Annotated in this window: 9 protein-coding genes, 1 tRNA gene and 13 pseudogenes; 13 read left to right on the forward strand and 10 right to left on the reverse strand. The window is 57.6% G+C overall.

Going from position 1 to position 18,415, the window contains the following annotated elements; genetic code table 11:
* Together ACTBDU_RS11205 and ACTBDU_RS11210 are read left to right on the forward strand one after the other, a co-directional pair.
* Positions 1–938, forward strand: a pseudogene (locus ACTBDU_RS11205) (IS3 family transposase); the annotation flags it as partial.
* A 6-nt stretch (positions 939–944) separates the two neighbouring features.
* Positions 945–1,579, forward strand: a pseudogene (locus ACTBDU_RS11210) (site-specific integrase); the annotation flags it as partial.
* 15 nt (positions 1,580–1,594) lie between these two features.
* Here the strand turns inward: ACTBDU_RS11210 and ACTBDU_RS11215 are convergent.
* A tRNA-Arg gene (locus ACTBDU_RS11215) sits at positions 1,595–1,671 on the reverse strand.
* Positions 1,672–1,854: 183 nt separating this feature from the next.
* Here ACTBDU_RS11215 and folD point away from each other — a divergent pair.
* Positions 1,855–2,733 carry a bifunctional methylenetetrahydrofolate dehydrogenase/methenyltetrahydrofolate cyclohydrolase FolD gene (folD, locus tag ACTBDU_RS11220; protein ID WP_438806515.1) on the forward strand — a complete coding sequence of 293 codons (879 nt, stop codon included), beginning with the start codon at positions 1,855–1,857 and terminating at the stop codon, positions 2,731–2,733.
* A gap of 2 nt (positions 2,734–2,735) precedes the next feature.
* Entirely contained in the window at positions 2,736–2,948 is a 213-nt protein-coding gene (gene ybcJ / locus ACTBDU_RS11225; RefSeq protein WP_438806516.1) for a ribosome-associated protein YbcJ, read from the forward strand.
* A 44-nt stretch (positions 2,949–2,992) separates the two neighbouring features.
* Here the strand turns inward: ybcJ and cysS are convergent, their stop codons facing one another.
* Positions 2,993–4,384: a cysteine--tRNA ligase gene (gene cysS / locus ACTBDU_RS11230; protein ID WP_438806517.1), complete on the reverse strand. Its 1,392-nt coding sequence runs from the start codon at positions 4,382–4,384 to the stop codon at positions 2,993–2,995.
* A 254-nt stretch (positions 4,385–4,638) separates the two neighbouring features.
* Here cysS and ppiB point away from each other — a divergent pair, with 254 nt between their 5' ends.
* A complete protein-coding gene (gene ppiB / locus ACTBDU_RS11235; protein ID WP_438806518.1) occupies positions 4,639–5,133 on the forward strand; it encodes a peptidylprolyl isomerase B in 495 nt (164 codons plus the stop codon).
* Positions 5,134–5,143: 10 nt separating this feature from the next.
* On the forward strand, positions 5,144–5,857 hold the full coding sequence (locus tag ACTBDU_RS11240; RefSeq protein ID WP_438806519.1) for a UDP-2,3-diacylglucosamine diphosphatase: 714 nt from the start codon (positions 5,144–5,146) through the stop codon (positions 5,855–5,857).
* Between the two features lie 132 nt (positions 5,858–5,989).
* Here the strand turns inward: ACTBDU_RS11240 and ACTBDU_RS11245 are convergent, their stop codons facing one another.
* Entirely contained in the window at positions 5,990–6,412 is a 423-nt protein-coding gene (locus ACTBDU_RS11245; RefSeq protein ID WP_438806520.1) for an ASCH domain-containing protein, read from the reverse strand.
* Positions 6,413–6,645: 233 nt separating this feature from the next.
* Between ACTBDU_RS11245 and purE the strand changes: the two are divergent.
* Positions 6,646–7,142: pseudogene (purE, locus tag ACTBDU_RS11250) on the forward strand (5-(carboxyamino)imidazole ribonucleotide mutase).
* Positions 7,139–8,210 (forward strand): annotated as a pseudogene (gene purK / locus ACTBDU_RS11255) (5-(carboxyamino)imidazole ribonucleotide synthase). The pseudogenes purE and purK overlap by 4 nt, the downstream one beginning before the upstream one ends.
* A gap of 41 nt (positions 8,211–8,251) precedes the next feature.
* Here the strand turns inward: purK and ACTBDU_RS11260 are convergent.
* The 4 genes and pseudogenes from ACTBDU_RS11260 to ybbA all read right to left on the reverse strand — a co-directional run bounded on the left by ACTBDU_RS11260 (position 8,252) and on the right by ybbA (position 12,960).
* Positions 8,252–10,483 carry an NADP-dependent isocitrate dehydrogenase gene (locus ACTBDU_RS11260; RefSeq protein WP_438806521.1) on the reverse strand — a complete coding sequence of 744 codons (2,232 nt, stop codon included), beginning with the start codon at positions 10,481–10,483 and terminating at the stop codon, positions 8,252–8,254.
* Positions 10,484–10,789: 306 nt separating this feature from the next.
* A pseudogene (locus ACTBDU_RS11265) lies at positions 10,790–11,994 on the reverse strand (ABC transporter permease); the annotation flags it as partial.
* Positions 11,995–12,045: 51 nt separating this feature from the next.
* Positions 12,046–12,222 carry a hypothetical protein gene (locus tag ACTBDU_RS11270; protein WP_438806523.1) on the reverse strand — a complete coding sequence of 59 codons (177 nt, stop codon included), beginning with the start codon at positions 12,220–12,222 and terminating at the stop codon, positions 12,046–12,048.
* Positions 12,223–12,260: 38 nt separating this feature from the next.
* A pseudogene (ybbA, locus tag ACTBDU_RS11275) lies at positions 12,261–12,960 on the reverse strand (putative ABC transporter ATP-binding protein YbbA).
* On the opposite strand from ybbA, the pseudogene tesA reads away from it, so the two are divergent.
* The 5 pseudogenes from tesA (at position 12,931) to ACTBDU_RS11300 (ending at position 16,902) form a co-directional block, all read left to right on the forward strand.
* Positions 12,931–13,566 (forward strand): annotated as a pseudogene (tesA, locus tag ACTBDU_RS11280) (multifunctional acyl-CoA thioesterase I/protease I/lysophospholipase L1). The pseudogenes ybbA and tesA sit on opposite strands and share 30 nt — an antisense overlap.
* Before the next feature lie 28 nt (positions 13,567–13,594).
* A pseudogene (locus ACTBDU_RS11285) lies at positions 13,595–14,373 on the forward strand (SDR family oxidoreductase).
* 51 nt (positions 14,374–14,424) lie between these two features.
* Positions 14,425–15,283: pseudogene (locus tag ACTBDU_RS11290) on the forward strand (co-chaperone YbbN).
* Between the two features lie 255 nt (positions 15,284–15,538).
* Positions 15,539–16,446 (forward strand): annotated as a pseudogene (locus ACTBDU_RS11295) (SPFH domain-containing protein).
* Positions 16,447–16,484: 38 nt separating this feature from the next.
* Positions 16,485–16,902: pseudogene (locus ACTBDU_RS11300) on the forward strand (NfeD family protein).
* Between the two features lie 37 nt (positions 16,903–16,939).
* Here the strand turns inward: ACTBDU_RS11300 and cueR are convergent.
* The 3 genes and pseudogenes from cueR to ACTBDU_RS11315 form a co-directional block, all read right to left on the reverse strand.
* Positions 16,940–17,384 (reverse strand): annotated as a pseudogene (gene cueR / locus ACTBDU_RS11305) (Cu(I)-responsive transcriptional regulator).
* Positions 17,385–17,828: 444 nt separating this feature from the next.
* A complete protein-coding gene (locus ACTBDU_RS11310; protein ID WP_438806522.1) occupies positions 17,829–18,266 on the reverse strand; it encodes a hypothetical protein in 438 nt (145 codons plus the stop codon).
* 10 nt (positions 18,267–18,276) lie between these two features.
* Positions 18,277–18,415, reverse strand: a pseudogene (locus tag ACTBDU_RS11315) (IS3 family transposase); the annotation flags it as partial.

Consider the following 18,415-nt stretch of genomic DNA (forward strand, 5'->3'; position numbering starts at 1 on the left):
AAATGGAAAACGAAATATTAAAAAAGGCTACAGCGCTCTTGATGTCAGACTCCCTGAACAGTTCTCGTTAATCGGGTAACTCAGAGCGCATTATCCTGTGGCCACACTCTGCCACGTGTTCAGGGTTTATCGCAGCAGTTACAAATACTGGAAAAGTCGTCCTGACAGGCCAGACGGCAGGCGAACGGTATTGCGCAGTCAGGTTCATGAACTGCACAGTATCAGCCATAATGTAGCTGGCGCGAGAAGTATCGCCACCATGGCAACCCAGAGAGGCTTCCGGATAGGGCGCTGGCTCGCAGGCAGGCTCATGAAAGAGCTGGGGCTGGCCAGTTGTCAGCAGCAGACGCACAGGTATAAGCGTGGTGGTCAGGAGCATGTTGCGATCCCGAATTATCTTGAGCGCCAGTTCGCTGTAACGGAGCCAAACCAGGTATGGTGCGGCGATGTGACGTATATCTGGACCGGGAAACACTGGGCATACCTTGCGGTTGTTCTTGATCTGTTCGCGAGGAAACCGATAGACTGGGCTATGTCGTTCTCCCCGGACAGTAGACTGACCATCAAAGCACTGGAAATGGCATAAGAAACGCGTGGTAAACCAGCCGGAGTGATGTTCCACAGCGATCAGGGTAGCCACTATACGAGCAGGCAGTTCCGACAGTTGCTGTGGCGTTACCGGATCAAACAAAACATAAGTCGGCGGGGTAACTGCTGGGATAACAGTCCGATGGAGCGCTTCTTCAGAAGTCTGAAGAAGGAGTGGGTACCGGTAACGGGCTGCATAAGCTTCAGCAAAGCAGCTCATGGAATTACCGACTATACCGTGGGGATATTACAGCGCACTCAGGCCGCATGGATATAACGGTGAGTTGCCACCAAACGAATCAGAAAATAGATACTGGAAAAACGCTAACGCGGCGGCCAGTTTTAGTTGACCACTACAGCCCATGAGTAAAAGGATTCGCTGCCTAACCAGGGAAGAGGCCAGTAGCCTGATTGAGTGCATGCCAGAAAGATTTCGACCGGTGGTCGTTTTTGCGCTAGCTACTGGGCTGCGGCGCTCAAATATTATTGATATGGAATGGCAACAAATAGATTTGCAACGGAAAGTGGCCTGAATTAACCCAGAAAATGCCAAAGCTGGAAAGGCAATTGGGGTAGCGATGAACGATACAGCTTGCAAAGTATTGCGAGATCAAATTGGCCTACACTCGCGTTATGTTTTCGTTCACACGAGCGCATGGCATCGCGCAGATGGGACGAAAACGCAGGAGGTCAGGGAAATGCGTGTCGATGGTAACTCAGCATGGCGGACTGGACTCCGCCGAGCTGGTATCACGGATTTCCGATTCCATGACCTGCGGCATACCTGGGTCAGCCGGTTGGTGCAGGCTGGCGTGCTGTTATCAGCATTGCAGGAAATAGAAGGATGGAAAGCATCGGAATGGTCCGGCGCTATGCGCACCTTTCGCCCAACTATTTATCGGAACATACCAGAAAAATTGACGAGATGATCGGCATCAATGTTACCAATCTGGCACTTTTGCATAATGAGGATAAATTTAAAGCTAGCTAACCATTTGAATATTAATGGTACGCCCTACTGGACTCGAACCAGTGATTTACGGCTTAGAAGGCCGTTGCTCTATCCAACTGAGCTAAGGGCGCACAACATTATCGGTGGTGCCGAATGCGGTTTGGATTATACGGAGGTAAGCGTTTGAGTCAATGGCTTTTCTGTCCATTGTTCTGTTGGCAACAGGCCAGGATGCATTCTGTACCTGACAGCGGGACGCGCTTCTGCCAAAATAGCGCCCTCAGCCCGATTAGATTGACGGATTTCCAATTCAGATGGTAGCAAAAATAATTGATGGTAAGGCCGTTGCCCAGCAAGTCAGAAGTGAGGTGGCCGCGCGGGTGCAGGCGCGTCTGAAGGCGGGCAAGCGCGCACCAGGACTGGCGGTAGTGCTGGTCGGCGGCGATCCCGCCTCGCAAATTTATGTTGCCAGTAAACGCAAAGCCAGTGAAGACGCCGGTTTTATTTCCCTCTTCTATGATCTGCCCAGCACGGTCACGGAAGCGGCATTGTTGGCGTTGATTGATCAACTGAATGCCGATCATCGAGTGGACGGGATTCTCGTGCAGCTGCCGTTGCCGTTGCCGGCGGGGATAGACAATATCAACGTGCTGGAGCGCATTGCGCCGGATAAAGATGTGGACGGTTTCCATCCGTACAATGTCGGCCGACTGTGCCAGCGCGCGCCGCTGCTGCGTCCTTGCACCCCGCGCGGCATCGTGATGTTGCTGGAGCGTTATCATATCGACACCTTTGGCCTTAACGCCGTTGTGGTCGGCGCCTCCAATATCGTTGGCCGCCCCATGAGTCTCGAGCTGTTGCTGGCGGGCTGTACCGTGACCGTCACCCACCGTTTCACGCGCGATTTACGGCGCCATATAGAAAATGCCGATCTGTTGGTCGTGGCAGTAGGCAAAGCGGGCTTCATCCCCGGCGAGTGGATCAAACCCGGCGCGGTGGTCATGGATGTGGGGATTAATCGTCTGGAGAGCGGTAAAGTGGTGGGCGATGTGGATTATGCCAGCGCCGCCGAGCGCGCCGCCTACATTACGCCGGTGCCCGGCGGCGTGGGGCCGATGACGGTAGCCACCCTTATCCAGAATACCCTGCAGGTTTGTGAAGATTATCACGATACGACAATGCCGAAGGCCTGACCATGACGACATTTTCTCTTAAAGGGCATCCTTACATCGCGCTATGCGATCTCCTGAAAATCGCAGGCTGGTGCGAGAGCGGTGCGGCGGCCAAGCTCGCGATTAATGAGGATCGCGTGACGGTTAACGGCGCAGTGGAGAACCGTCGGCGCTGTAAAATTACCGGCGGGCAGCGCGTCGCCTTTGCCGGTCAGCAGGTCACGGTGGCGGAGTGAGGGTTGCGGCCCCGCACCGAAAGCCCGCCGCCGGCGCAAGCCCTTTAACCGCGGCGCCAGGTCGTCCCCTGGGAGCCGTCTTCCAGCACAATGCCTAGCGCGGTCAGTTTATCCCGTGCTTCATCCGCCAACGCCCACTGCCGGGCCTTGCGCGCGTCATTGCGCTGCTGAATAAGCCCCTCTATCATGGCATTGTCCTCCACGTCTTCCGCGGCGCCCTGTTGCAGGAAGGCAGCAGGATCCTGTTCCAGCAAACCCAGCACGCCGGCCAGCTGGCGTAACGTCGCCGCCATCCCCTGTGCCGCCGCCGCCTGTTCGCTTTTCAGGCGGTTGACCTCACGGGCGATGTCGAACAAGACAGAATAGGCTTCCGGCGTATTGAAATCATCATCCATTGCGGCGATAAATTGCGCCACAAAGTGGTCTCCGCCGGCGGGGACCGCGGACGCATCGGTACCGCGCAGGGCGATATACAGGCGCTCAAGGGCCGCGCGCGCCTGTTTGAGACTATCTTCACTGTAATTCAGCTGACTACGGTAATGGCCGGACATCAGGAAATAGCGTACGGTTTCGGCATCGTAATACCGCAAGACGTCGCGCACGGTGAAAAAGTTGCCCCGTGATTTGGACATCTTCTCGCGATCGACCATTAACATGCCGGCGTGCATCCAGACATTCACGTAGGGACCATCGTGGGCGCAGGTGGACTGCGCAATCTCATTTTCATGATGGGGAAAAATTAGATCCGACCCGCCGCCGTGAATATCGAAATGATGGCCAAGCTGCCGGCCGTTCATGGCCGAACACTCAATGTGCCAGCCGGGGCGGCCCTCGCCCCACGGCGACGGCCAGCTCGGCTCGCCGGGTTTTGACATTTTCCACAGCACGAAGTCCATGGGATTTCGTTTCACATCGGCCACTTCGACGCGAGCGCCGGCCTGAAGCTGCTCCAGATCCTGACGGGACAGCAAGCCATAATCGCTGTCGCTGTCGCTGTCTACGGCGAACATTACATCACCGTTGGCGGCCACATAGGCATGACCCCTGTCTATGAGCTGGCCAACCAGTTCGATAATCGCGTCTATATAGTGCGTGGCGCGCGGCTCCTGATCGGGACGCAGGATATTCAACCGGTCGAAATCGCTATGCATTTCGCTAATCATACGCTCAGTAAGCTGCTGAAAAGTCTCTCCATTCTCAGCGGCGCGGCAAATAATCTTGTCCTCGATATCGGTGATATTACGGACATAATTCACCTCGTGACCACGGTAGCGAAGGTAGCGTGTTACGACGTCAAAAGCAACGAAGGTGCGTCCATGGCCGATGTGGCAAAAATCATACACGGTGATGCCGCACACATACATGCCGACTTTACCGGCATGGATAGGTTTAAAGTCCTCTTTTTGGCGGGTCAGGGTGTTAAAAATCTTTAGCATCGAAAATCATTCCATGTGTCTGCGGATTACGCGTGTAGAGCGCCTAGCGGTAAAGGTCAATAAACCTAACGGGGTATTGAACCCTGAAGCCGCAGCTATTGCAATGGTATACCACGGAATTACCGGTGATCGACGTGGCGCGGGAAGGGAAACCGGGGGCCGTTGCTGACTCTATGACAGAGTTATGCTATAAACCCCCCTCTGCCCGTACACTTTGTATGAATGCAATTCATCAGACTTTCAGGACATTAATTATGGTCACTTTACATACCAATTACGGCGATATCGTTATCAAAACCTTTGCGGATAAAGCGCTATTAACCGTTGAGAATTTCCTCAATTATTGCCGCAGCGGGTTTTATGACAATACCATTTTCCACCGCGTGATTAACGGCTTCATGATCCAAGGCGGCGGCTTTGTCCCCGGCATGGAACAAAAGGCCACCCAGGCGCCGGTGAAAAACGAAGCCAACAATGGTCTGAAAAACAACCGCGGTACGCTGGCAATGGCCCGTACCAACGATCCGCATTCCGCCACGGCGCAATTTTTTATCAACGTGGTGGATAATGACTTTTTCAACTTCCGCTCCGAACGCCCTGACGGCTGGGGATACTGTGTTTTCGCCGAAGTGACAGAGGGGCTGGACGTGGTCGACAAAATCAAAGGCGTCGCCACTGGCCGCAGTGGCATGCATCAGGACGTCCCGAAAGAAGACGTCATCATCACCCATGTGACCGTTGCGGAGTAATCCCGCCCGCATGTCAACCCTATTCGTCGCAGATATTCATCTTTGCGCACAAGAGCCGGCGATCACCGCCGGTTTTCTGCATTTTTTACGCGCGCGCGCCGCGCAAGCGCTGTACATCCTTGGCGATTTGTTTGAGGTGTGGATAGGCGATGACGATCCCAATCCGCTGCATCACGAGATTGCCGTCGCGCTACAGGCGCTGACCCAGCGCGGCATCCCCTGCTATTTTATCCACGGGAATCGTGATTTCCTGCTCGGCAAGCGCTATGCCGCCGCCTGCGGCATGACGCTGCTGCCCGCGCAGCGGGTGATGCAGCTGGACGGGTTACGGGTCGTGATTTTGCATGGCGACACGCTGTGCACCGACGATAACGACTATCAGCGCTTTCGCCGCCGGGTGCATCAGCGTTGGCTACAGCGGCTGTTTTTGTCCCTGCCGCTGCGGCGGCGGCTGCGTATTGCCGACAGGATGCGTGCCAATAGCCTGCGCGCCAACGCCGGTAAAACCGCCGACATTATGGACGTCAATGCGCAGGCGGTTATGACCGTGATGGATGATACCGGCGCGACGGTGATGATCCATGGCCATACCCACCGGCCGGCGATACATCAACTGCCCGGGGAGCGCCGTCGTGCGGTACTGGGCGCCTGGCACCATCAGGGATCGGCCATTGAGGTTTCCAATAGCGGTGTCGTACTGCATGAGTTTCCTTTCGGCGGCTGAAATCCGCCGTCGGTAAACCCGTGCGGCGTTCTCCTCCCCTGAAGCGATACGCTTATGCCGGTCCTGCGTACCTTAGGCACCGCCGGTCTTATGACGCCGGCAGGAACTACCCCAAAGCCACGGGGAGAACCGCTAAAGCCTTTCCACCAAGACAAACTCTTTCACCACCAGCGCCATCTCCTCCGACCAGTGGCCGGCGCGGGTGAAAAATGCCCGGTGCGCGTCGCGCCAGTAAGCCAGGCTGAGATCGCCTTCGCCTTCTTTGGCCACCATTGCCGCCGTCACATCGCAAAAACGCACGAGGCGCAGGGCGGTGGTGCGGATAACCGCCAGCGGACGCCCACGGCCGTCAAGGATCACGCTGTAATCACCAATGTGCGGCGAGGCTGCATCTTGCTGGTAGGCCTCCAGCGCGCTGCAGGTGGTGGTTTTAATTCCTCCTGCGACCAGCGTCCCCAATTCCTCGGCCATGTCCGCGCTGTCGCCGAATGCCCAGAATGATGCGCCCGGATACTTTGCCGCAAGCGCTGCATTTTCTTTTACGTTATTTTCCATAAGCTATGTCTCGTTAATCCCTGCCCGCCGCCGCGGGGCAAGGTCATTAGTGAATGAAACCGTGGGCTGCAATATTAGGCTGTGCGGCGCGGTTTTTCAGGGGGCTAAATCGCCGCCGGCGGCTACGCAACCGTTTTCCTCCCTTTAGACCCATAATATGCTTTACGCCCAGTTAGTCAGGCCGCACAGTCTGTTAGCAATGCCGACATTATGATCACAGGAGCACAACGTGTATGCAATCCACCCTCGCCACGACAAAAATAGTCATTGTCATGGGCTCCCAAAGCGATTGGAGCACCCTGCAATTTGCCGCGGAAATTCTCACCGTGGTGCACGTTCCTTTTGATGCGGAAATCGTCTCGGCGCACCGTACGCCGGATAAGTTATTCAGCTTCGCTGAGCAGGCGGCAGCCAATGGTTATGCGCTGATTATTGCTGGCGCGGGCGGCGCAGCGCATCTGCCGGGTATGCTGGTGGCCAAGACGCTGGTGCCGGTAAGTGTACCGGTGCAAAGCGCTGCGCTAAGCGGCGTGGACAGCCTGTATTCTGCCGCGCGGCATCCCCGGTCGGCACCCTGGCCATCGACAAAGCCGGCGCCGATAACGCCGCCCTGTTGGCCGCCCAGATTTTAGCGCTGCATGATACCGTGCTGGCCGGACGTCTGAGCCAGTGGCGCCAACAGCAAACCGATGAGGTGCTGAGCCATCCCGATCCGAGGGAACAGGCATGAAGCTTGTCTGCGTTCTAGGTAACGGCCAATTGGGTCGGATGCTGCGGCAAGCCGGCGAGCCGCTGGGCATCGCGGTGTTTCCGGGCGGCCTCGATGTCGAACCCGCATCCGTCCCGTTCCAGCAAAGCGTGATCACCGCCGAAATCGCGCGCTGGCCAGAGACCGCCCTCAGCCACGAACTGGCGCGTCATAATGGTTTTGTCAACAGTGATATCTTTCCCCGGCTGGCCGACCGGTTAACGCAAAAGCAGCTGCTGGATCAATTACGCCTGACAACCACCCCCTGGAAGCCGTTGACGGGCGCCGCCCAATGGCCGGAGGTGTTTGTTTCCTTCGGCAGTCTGGCGATTGTCAAACGCCGGGTGGGCGGCTATGACGGTCGCGGGCGATGGCGGCTTCATCCGGGTGACGAGGCCGCTCTACCTCAGGACTGCTACGGCACCTGCATCGTCGAGCAGGGGATCGCCTTTGACGGAGAAGTGTCGCTGGTAGGCGCCCGTTCCGCCGACGGGGCTTAGGTCTTTTACCCGTTGACCCATAATTTTCACCAGGATGGCATTCTGCGCGCAAGCGTCGCGTTTCCCACTCCGGACAGCGGCCTGCAACGGCAGGCGGGAACTATGCTCGGCGCTATCCTGCACGAACTGGATTATGTCGGCGTGATGGCGATGAAGTGTTTTATCGTCGGCGATCGGCTGCTCATCAATGAACTGGCGCCGCGGGTGCATTAACAACGGCCACTGGACGCAAAACGGCGCCTCCATCAGTCAATTTGAGCTGCATTTGCGCGCCATTCTGGGGCTGCCACTGCCGGCGCTGGTCGTCATCACGCCCGCGGTGATGGTGAATGTGATTGGCAGCGAGGTGAACACCGACTGGCTGGCGGACCCGCTGCTCCATTTGCATTGGTACGAAAAAGAGGTCCGCGCCGGGCGCAAGGTCGGGCACCTGAACCTGTGCCATCCCGATGGCGCGGCGCTCAGCCGCAGTCGGCAGCAGTTGATGACGCTGTTGCCGGGGGATTATGAAAACGGCATCCGCTGGGCGAGACAAACACTGGCAGACTGAGGATGGCTCCGCCGGGCAGTCCTGCCCGGCGGCCTTGCTTATTAGGCTTTCACCGCCTGTAGCGCTGCGTTAAGCGTGGCGCTCGGACACATGGCTTTGCTGGCCAGCGCCGGATTCGGGTGGTAATAGCCGCCGATATCCACCGCGTGGCCCTGTACCTGATTCAGCTCCGCTACAATCTTTTGCTCATTGTCTGCCAGGGTACGGGCAAGAGCGGTGAACTGCTGCTGCAGCGCCGGATCGTCGTTTTGCTCCGCCAGCGCCAGCGCCCAGAAGAGCGCCAGATAGAAATGACTACCGCGGTTGTCCAGCTCGCCCGTTCTGCGGGACGGCGATTTGTTGGCGTCGAGGAATTTGCCGGTGGCCTGATCCAGCGTTTTCGCCAGCACTTTCGCCTTGCTGTTACTGCCCCTGATACCAACATGCTCCAGCGAAGCGGCCAGCGCCAGGAATTCTCCCAGCGAGTCCCAGCGCAGATGGTTTTCCTGCACAAACTGCTGCACGTGTTTCGGCGCGGAGCCGCCGGCGCCGGTTTCAAACAGGCCTCCACCGGCCATGAGCGGTACGATTGAGAGCATTTTGGCGCTAGTCCCCAACTCCATAATCGGGAACAGGTCCGTCAAATAGTCGCGCAACACGTTGCCGGTTACCGAGATAGTGTCCTTGCCCGCGCGAATACGGTCGATGGAGAACCGCGTGGCCTCCACCGGCGACATGATGCGGATATCGAGCCCGTGCGTATCGAAGTCCTGCAGATAACGCTGCACCTTCTCAATCATGCGCGCATCATGTGCACGGGCCGGATCGAGCCAGAATAGCGCCGGCGTGTTGGATTCACGGGCGCGATTGACCGCCAGCTTCACCCAATCCTGAATCGGCGCATCTTTAGCCTGGCACATACGCCAGATGTCCCCTGCTTCGACCGGATGCGTCAGCAGCACATTACCCGCTTCGTCGGCGACCTGCACCACCCCGTCAGTCGGAATCTGGAAGGTCTTGTCATGCGAGCCGTACTCTTCAGCCTTTTGCGCCATCAAACCGACGTTCGGCACGCTGCCCATGGTCGTGGGATCGAAGGCGCCATGCCGTTTGCAATCCTCAATCACCGCCTGATAAACGCCGGCATAGCAGCGGTCGGGAATGATGGCTTTAGTATCATGCGGTTGGCCGTCAGGCCCCCACATTTTGCCGGAATCGCGGATCATCGCCGGCATTGAGGCGTCAACGATCACATCGCTTGGTACATGCAAATTGGTGATACCTTTATCGAAATTCACCATGGCCAGCGGCGGACGCTCGGTATACAGCGCATCAATAACCTGTGTGATTTCCACCTGTTCCTCGGCCGGCAATTCTTTGATTTTGGCGTACAAATCGCCGATGCCGTTGTTGGCGTCAAAGCCCAGCGTTTTCAATTTATCGTTATAGCGGGCCAGCACGTCTTGATAAAATTCCGACACCACGATACCGAACATAATCGGATCGGACACTTTCATCATGGTGGCTTTCAAATGCAGCGATAGCAGAACGCCCTGCCGTTTGGCATCGGTAATCTGCTGCGCGATAAAGCTGCTCAGGGCCTTTTTGCTCATTACCGCGGCGTCGATGATTTCGCCGCTGTTGACCGCGGTTTTAACTTTCAGCACCTGCTTGGCGCCATCGCGGCCGATGAGCGTGATACTCACGTTGCCGTCGCGTTCAATCAGCGCGGATTTCTCGCTGCCGTAAAAATCGCCCTCTTGCATATGAGCGACGTGGGAGAGAGATGACGACGTCCATGCGCCCATGCGATGCGGGTGCTTACGGGCGTAATTCTTCACCGACAGCGGCGCGCGGCGATCGGAGTTACCTTCGCGCAAAACCGGGTTCACCGCGCTGCCTTTGATTTTGTTATAGCGGGTTTTGGCCTCTTTTTCCGCGTCGGATTTCGGCTCGTCGGCATAATCTGGCACCCCATATCCCTGCGCCTGCAGCTCTTTAATGGCGGCCTTCAACTGCGGCAGCGACGCACTGATATTTGGCAGTTTAATGATATTGGCTTGCGGCGTAACCGCCAGTTGGCCCAGTTCCGCCAGATGATCCGACAGACGCTGATCCGATTGCAGATGTTCCGGGAAATTGGCGAGGATACGCCCTGCCAGCGAAATATCACGGGTCTCGATGGCGATCCCCAAGGATTGGGTGAAGGCACGGATAATAGGCAGCAGCGAGTAAGTCGCCAGCGCCGGGGCTTCATCAGTGAGCGTATAGATAGTCTTGGACGTCGTAGTCATTTATTACGTTAACTCCTCTCTCTCATAGCGATTACAACTATCTGAAGAGTGCCGAACCGTTGCGTTCACCGTTGACACCCATTGAAAGCATAAGCGGAAACGCGGGTTTTCCGGATAACACTTCCTGGTGCTAAGTAGGCAGAGTGAATCTGCGAAGTGGCGGAGATCGCTGGTTGATAACCTTTGCGTGATTGGCGGACCTATTTACATTGTAGTGTGATGCCAGGCCGTTACTGTGCAGCATGCGGCCGGGCCCTGTCAACCAGATTATCACTCTGCTAATTATTTTTTGTTGCAATAATGTTCTCATAGTGTAAACGCCCAGCCAAAATCCTGACCAATTTGCCCTCTTCTCTGCAGCAGAGGGGCTCCAAGCAGGGTACTGAGCAGCGACAAGACCAGCATACCGCTGAGCGGCAGTGCCCACCAAAGATAAGGATCTGGTCTGGCGGGAAAATCGAACACCCGCCACTGCAACAGCATCAGCGCCGCCTCGGCGCCGATAGCGGTGACCGCCCCTGCGACCAGTCCCAGTAAGGCGAATTCATTCCACAATGTCGCGCGCAGCAACTTGCGGCTGGCGCCCAATGTCCGGTAAACCACCAATTCCTGCTGACGCTGGCGCATGCCGACCTGCACCTGCGCCATTAACAGCAGCCCGCCGCATAGCAGCACCAATATCACCATAATTTCCAGCGCCCGGCTAACCTGTTGCAACACCTGGCTTATCTGCTGCAGCATCGCGCCGATATCCAGCAGGCTCAGCGTAGGAAATTGGCGCGTCAACTGGGTTACCCATTGTTCGTTACCGTGGTAGCGAAAACTGGTCAGGCAGGTTTGCGGCTGCCCGTCCAGTCCTCCCTGCGGAAAGATGAAGAAAAAATTTGGCCGCAGACTTTCCCAATCCACTTTCCGTAGACTGGATACCGTGGCGGTAAAAGATTGGGTGTCGCCGGTGAAGGTCATAACGATCACCGATGCCGACGCCCAGATCGTTCGCCACGCCCTGTTCCATTGAAACCTCTCCCGCGCGCGGCCACCAGCGCCACACTATAGCGGGCTGGGAGACCCACCAGCCACAACAGTAATCCCAGCACCGCCGGCAGGTAATAGCGCAGCGGCCAGACGGCCGATAACGCATCGCGGCGCAATACGCGCAGCGGACGGGTGGCGAGCAGTTGCCGGTAAGGACGCAACCCCACCAACAACGCGATCACGGCCAATGACCCTAACGACCACACCCAGGGCCATACGCCGGCGGGCGGAAGTTTATCCGGCAATACCGGCGCCAGAAGTTTTATCAGCAACGCCTCGAACGCCAGACTGATAACGGCGCCGCTTATGGCCGAGAAAACCAGCAGCGCCAGCAGCCGCGGCGCCACCAGCACCTCTCCCGCTGGCGGGCGCAAATTGGCCGGTCGGGTCATCAAAGCGCCATACAGCGGGTAGTTGCCGTCGGCGGCGTTGACCCAAGCCAGTTGCGCCGCGTCGCCGGCAAAGGTCATGGTCATAAATGTCAATTGCCGGCTGAGCGTCAGTCCGTCGGCGGCGGCCTGGGAGAGCTAACGTTCATCCACCGGCCGGGCCGCGCGCAATACCCGATCGCCGCCCAGAAAATCACGGCTTTGCTGGTTTAGCTCTTTTTCCATTCGATCGCTAAGCGTTCCCGGCGCCAGCACGCAGGCTACCGACAACGTCAACGCCAGCACCAGCGCCAGCGCCAGCCAAACGATTAACATGGAGGGGGTTCGCCATTCGCGTTAGAACCAGCGAGCTATCATGCCACTTTCTTCAACCGGCGGCCGTCCTGCAGACGCAGTCGGCGTTCACAGCGCGCGGCCAGTTGCCGGTCGTGCGTTACCAGAATCAGGGTAGTGGCGAAATCCCGGTTCAGACTGAACAGCTCATCGGCGATGAGATCGCCGGTGGCGCGGTCCAGATTGCCGGTCGGTTCATCGGCGAACAGAATCTGCGGCCAGCCGCTGAAGGCGCGCGCCAGCGCGACCCGCTGCTGCTCGCCGCCGGAGAGTTGCGCCGGCAAATGGGACAAGTGCTTTCCCAGTCCTAGCTGCGTTAACAGGGCCACCACCTGTTCGCGGCTTTGGCGCTCCCCCTCACCTCTGAGCAGCGCCGGTAACTGGATGTTCTCCAACGCCGTCAGGGTGGGTACCAGCATGAACGACTGAAAAACGAAGCCGATATGACGGGCGCGCCGCGCTGCGCGGCGCGGCGCGGCGTTCTTCATTCAACGCCGTCAAATCGTGCCCCAACAAATGCACGACACCGTCGCTACAGTCGTCGAGCCCGGCCAGGATCCCGAGCAGCGTCGACTTACCGGAACCGGACTCGCCAATCAGCGCTATTGTTTGCGCGGGTTTGACAACCAGCTCAACTCCGGTAAGGATGGAGATATGGTGTTCACCCTGACCGACGTGCTTACTAAGATGATGAACTTCAAGAACGTTTTCCGCTGGCATTTCCCTTTCCTTATTCTGTTGAGTCTGGTGAGCGTACGGGCGCTGGCTGCCGATACGCTTTTGGTTCTGGGCGACAGTCTGAGCGCCGGTTACCGGATGGCCGGCGCTCGTGCCTGGCCCGCGCTGTTGGCCGCGCGCTGGCAGCAGGACGATAACGCCATCAACGTGGTCAACGCCAGCATCAGCGGTGATACCGCCACCCAGGGCGCAGCACGTCTGCCGGCGCTGCTGCGCCAGCATAAGCCACGCTGGGTGGTCATCGAGCTGGGCGGGAATGATGGTCTGCGCGGTCTCCCACCGCCGCAAATAGAACAAGATTTGGTCAAATCGATTACCTTAAGCCAATAGGCGGGCGCGCAGCCGCTACTGATGCAGATTCGCCTGCCACCAAATTACGGCAAGCGTCATACGGAAACCTTCAGCACCATTTATCCCAGGCTAGCGACCCGGTTTTTCGTTTCTTTAATATTGTTCTTTATGGAACATATCTATCTGCGTCCGGAGTGGATGCAGGATGACGGCATTCATCCCAATCCGGACGCCCAGTTCTTCATCGCGCAATGGATGGCAGACCGCCTGCTGCCCTTACTTAAACATGAATCATAGGCAAGGAGAGCAAAAGTTGAATAAAGTTATGCAAAAAGCCGTGTTGATTACCGGTTGCTCCAGCGGTATCGGCCTGGCGGCAGCCCGCTATTTGCGTGCGCTTGACTACCGGGTATTGGCCGCCTGCCGTCAGGCGCAGGACGCGGCGCGGCGGGCGGCGGAGGGTTTTGAGGCGCTGGCGCTGGATTTGGACGATCCTGCAAGCGTTGACGCCGCCGCCGATGAGGTGCTACGGTTGACCGGCAGCCGGCTGTACGGGCTGTCCAACAATGCCGGTTACGGCATGTACGGTGCGCTGGCAACCCTCGGTCGTCGCCAGTTAGAACAGCAATTTTCCGCCAATCTGTTCGGCATTCATCAATTGACCCAGCGGCTGCTGCCTGCCATGGTACCTCATGGCGAGGGGCGGATTATTCAAACCAGCTCGGTCATGGAGCTCATTTGCACGCCGGGCCAGGGTGCCTACACCGCCTCCAAATTCGCCCTGGAAGCGTGATCGAATACGCTACGCATGGAGTTGCACGGCAGCGGCGTGCAGGTCAGCCTGATTAAACCGGGTCCGATCGCCACGTCCTTTAGCGCTAACCTGACCCATATCTGGACGGACCAGCGGGTGACCAACCCCAGCATCGCCCGGCGCTTTACCCTGCCGCCAGAGGCCGTGTTGCCGAAATTAAGCCATGCGCTGGAAAGCCCCCCCGGGCCAGATTACGTTATCCGATTACCCTGGTGGCGCACGCTATGACATGGCTGCGTCGCTGCCTGCCCGGGCGCTGGCTGGATTGGCTTTTACGCGGCAAGCATTGAAGCGCGGCATCGCCGCCTCCATGTTTTGCCAAAACCATTGAGAGAAATTGCATGTTAAACGCCACGGTAGTTGAAATTAACGAAACCAACCTGCAGCAAACGCTGGAGCAATCCATGCAGGTACCGGTGCTGTTCTATTTCTGGTCCCAGCGTAGCCCGCACTGCGAACAGTTGACGCCGGTGCTGGACAAGCTGGCGCAGGAATACGCCGGCCAATTTGTGCTGGCAAAAGTCAATTGCGATGAACAGCAACACATCGCGCCCCAGTTCGGTCTGCGTGCCATCCCCACCGTGTATCTGTTTAAGGATGGCCAGCCGCTGGACGGTTTTCAAAGCCCGCAGCCGGAAGACGCCGTGCGCGAACTGTTGACCTGCGCCCTGCCCGATCCTGCCGAGCTGCAATTACAAGAGGCCGCGGCGCTGGCTGGTACAGGCGGGAGATTTCGCCGGGGCGCTGCCGCTTTTGAAAGCATTATGACAGGAACCCAAACCCGCCAGCGAGGCCGGTCTGTTGCTGGCGGAAACCTATCTGCAGTTGAATCGTCCCGACGATGCGCAAGCGGTGTTGGACTAGTTCCCGTTGCAGGATAAAGATACCCGTTACCAGGGTATGCTGGCACAGATCGAGCTGCTGCGTCAGGCGGCGGACACCCCGGAAATTCCGCAATTGCAGCAGCAGGTGCACAATGCGCTGCACGATGCCACGTTGCCGGTGCAGTTGGCCCTACAGCTTCATCAAGTAGACCGTAATGAGGAAGCGCTGGAGCTGTTGATGGGGCATTTGAAAACCGATCTCGGCGCCGCCGGCGGCGATGCGCGTAAAATATTGATGGATATTCTGGCGGCACTGGGCACCAACGAGGCCTTGGCGGGCAAATACCGTCGCCAACTCTATTCCCTGTTGTATTGATTCTTTCTGCAAGGCAGGTGCGCCGCCCGGATCGCCTGCTTTTTTCTGCCGGTTTTATCCCGCCACCGGCGACCAAAAGAGCAAAAAACGCGCCCGCCGCTTTGTAACCGTTATGATCCCGTCCCTTTTATTGTGCGAATCACTGTAACCTGGCGCGCTTTGCTGTATCTTCTCTTTTACGACACGCGACCCGCCGCAAAAAACAAGATGGCGGCCCGGTGCGTTATCCTCTGGAAATGAAAAGGACCTTCACCTATCTTAATGGTCATTCCCGTTCTGGTCGTGCTCGCCCTTATCGTGGTCGCCACGGGTATCAAGATCGTGCCGCAGGGCTACCAATGGACGGTGGAGCGATTCGGCCGCTTTACGCAGGCGCTGAAGCCTGGTCTGAATCTGGTAGTGCCGTTTATGGACCGCATCGGCCGTAAAATTAACATGATGGAACAGGTGCTGGATATCCCTTCCCAGGAAATCATCTCTAAGGATAACGCCAACGTCACTATCGACGCCGTCTATTTTATCCAGGTGGTGGATGCCGCGAGCGGCGCGTATGAAGTCAGCAATCTCGAGCAGGCGATCCTCAACCTGACCATGACTAATATCCGCACGGTGCTTGGCGCCATGGAGCTGGACGAAATGCTGTCCCAGCGCGACAGTATCAACGTCCAGCTGCTGCAAATCGTCGACAAGGCGACCAATCCCAGTCACACGCGTCAAGATCCGCAATGTGCGGCCGCTGGCGGAGATGATTGCGGCGATGAACGCCCAGATGAAAGTGGAGCGAACCAAGCGCGCCGATATTCTGGAGGCGGAGGGGGTGCGCCAGGCGGCCATTCTGCGCGCGGAGAAGGAAAAACAGTCGCAGATCCTGAAAGCCGAGGGCGAGCGGCAGTCGGCGTTTTTGCAGGCCGAGGCCCGGGAGCGCGACGCCGAAGCAGGGAAGCGCGGCCACGCAGATGGTCTCCGAGGCGATCGCTGGCGGTAATATCCAGGCGATCAATTACTTCGTGGCGCAGAAATACACCGATGCGTTGCAAAAAATCGGCTCCGCCAACAACAATAAAGTCATTATGATGCCGCTGGACGCCAGTAACCTCCAGGGCGCCATTGGCGGGATTGCTGAACTGATTAATGAGAGTAAATCCGGTCGGAGCAAGGGATGATATGGATGGCGATAGCGGAGCACCCGCACAATGTCTAACTGATTCTGGGCGGCCTGCTGCTGGCGCTGGAAATGCTGGGCGTAAGCGGGTTTCTGCTGTGAAGCGGTATTGCCGCGCTGCTGGTAGGGTTGCTGACGTGGCTGGTGCCGATTGGCTGGGAGTGGCAGGGCGCGACCTTTGCCGTGCTTACCGTCGGTTCGGCCTGGCTGTGGTGGTATCGCTTGCGCGCCAGCGATTGCGGACGTCCAGTATCGGCGTTGAATCAGCGCGAGCAGTAGTTCATCGGGCTGCGCACGCGCCTATCCAAGCCCCTGAGCAACGGTTTCGACCGCCTGCGCGTGGGCGGCACCACCTGGCGCATCCAGGCCAGCGAAGATCTTGGCGGCGGGGACCTGGGTAGAGGTGTACGCCACCGAGGGGATTATCCTGCGCGTGCGGCGCGCCTTACCAGAATAGCGGCAGCAGGCCTGAGCGGTCCTGCCTGCGGCGCAGCTTAATGCGACGACTGAACGGGATGCGAGCAACCGCAATTGCCCGCCAGATTGTCGATAATGGGGCAGTCTGCGCCTTGGTCACCCGAGCAACGCTCAGCCAGCGTCAGGAGATGTTGGCACATCTGGGTCAATTCGGCGATGTGCGTCTCAATCTCCTGTACTTTCTTGAGCATCCGGCGTTTAACGTCGGCGCTGTGACGGCCGGGATCGTTAAACAACGCCACCAGTTCCCGGCACTCTTCCAGATTAAAACCCACCTGTCGCGCCTGACGCAGCAGCATCAATTCTTCCAGATGGCGGTCGTTATAGGTCGTTATAGCTGCGATAACCGTTTTCTCGACGCAGCGGTGGCGATACCAAGCTTTTTTGCTCGTAGAAACGGATCACCTTGGCGGTGAGCCCGGTTTTTTTGCCGCACGACTGATGTTTATTGTTCTCTTCCAAAGCTCGCCGCCACGACCGCAGCTTTGCTAAGCGTACCATCAGAGAACCGCCATTTGGACACCTTACGGGCCGCCGAGCGCAGACTCCTGTTAGCGGACCCGTATCGGTCACCGCACCCGCACCGGCATCTGCTAGTGTAGCGCATCGCAACGCGCAGATACCATCCCGTCGGCAAAGGGCTGTCCCGCCCACGGCACGCCTTCGTCTACTCTGTCCTGCCCGATACAGGAGCAGGCGAGGTCTCGCGACCGTCCCGCCGCCCCTCACCGGACGGCGGAATGTGTGTTGCCATATTGCCCGTCAGCGGCAACGCCCTTGCGGCGTACTCGAGCTCGCCCAGGGGTCAACCATTGCCGTCGACGGCGGCGTAGCGCGCCGCTTCAACATGCTCGCTGGTGTGAAAATCGACGCATTCAACCTGACCATCAGGCGAGATAGTCAACGTCACCGCCATCTGAAAGTGCGGATAGATGTCCCGCTTGGGACCGTTAATATTAAATTCAAGATGCGCCTCTTCGCCCATCTGATAGAACAGTTCCACGGCGGTAGAAATCCCCCCCCCAGGACAAAATTCTCAATAAAGTCATTGGGAAAGGACGCCAATCCCTGATGGACATCGGCAAAACCGCTTTGACTGCTCACCTCAACCAGCGCCGCCAGTTGCTGCGGCGTCAGTTTTTGATAAAGCCCGTGGGTGGCGTCGGTAATTTCCTCCTCAGTCATACGGCTGACGCCATTAAATACTGGCCGGCCATCGATGACGCTTTCACCGCTCAACCGCCACATATCGATTAACAACCAAGGCGGCGCCGTTTCCCCGATCGCCGTTTGGCTATCGTTCGCCAATTGCTCACGCACCGAACGGCTGATGCTCTGTTTCACTTTGAAGTGATCAACTAAAACGGGCCACCGCGTTAGCGTTTTTCCAGTGTCTATTTTCTGATTCGTTTGGTGGCAACCCACCGTTATATTCATGTGGCCTGAGTGCGCTGTAATATCTCACGATATAGTCGGTAATTTCATAAGCGGCT

It is taken from the genome of Sodalis sp. (in: enterobacteria), from assembly GCF_051710625.1.
In the GTDB taxonomy this organism is placed as follows: domain Bacteria; phylum Pseudomonadota; class Gammaproteobacteria; order Enterobacterales; family Enterobacteriaceae; genus JBPESN01.

Bases quoted from the DNA above. Each gene is read 5' to 3' on its own strand.
- folD (WP_438806515.1), top strand. From the start codon at position 1,855: ATGGTAGCAAAAATAATTGATGGTAAGGCCGTTGCCCAGCAAGTCAGA.
- ACTBDU_RS11240 (WP_438806519.1), top strand. From the start codon at position 5,144: ATGTCAACCCTATTCGTCGCAGATATTCATCTTTGCGCACAAGAGCCG.
- ppiB (WP_438806518.1), top strand. From the start codon at position 4,639: ATGGTCACTTTACATACCAATTACGGCGATATCGTTATCAAAACCTTT.
- ybcJ (WP_438806516.1), top strand. From the start codon at position 2,736: ATGACGACATTTTCTCTTAAAGGGCATCCTTACATCGCGCTATGCGAT.
- ACTBDU_RS11260 (WP_438806521.1), bottom strand. From the start codon at position 10,483: ATGACTACGACGTCCAAGACTATCTATACGCTCACTGATGAAGCCCCG.
- cysS (WP_438806517.1), bottom strand. From the start codon at position 4,384: ATGCTAAAGATTTTTAACACCCTGACCCGCCAAAAAGAGGACTTTAAA.
- ACTBDU_RS11245 (WP_438806520.1), bottom strand. From the start codon at position 6,412: ATGGAAAATAACGTAAAAGAAAATGCAGCGCTTGCGGCAAAGTATCCG.
- ACTBDU_RS11270 (WP_438806523.1), bottom strand. From the start codon at position 12,222: ATGTTAATCGTTTGGCTGGCGCTGGCGCTGGTGCTGGCGTTGACGTTG.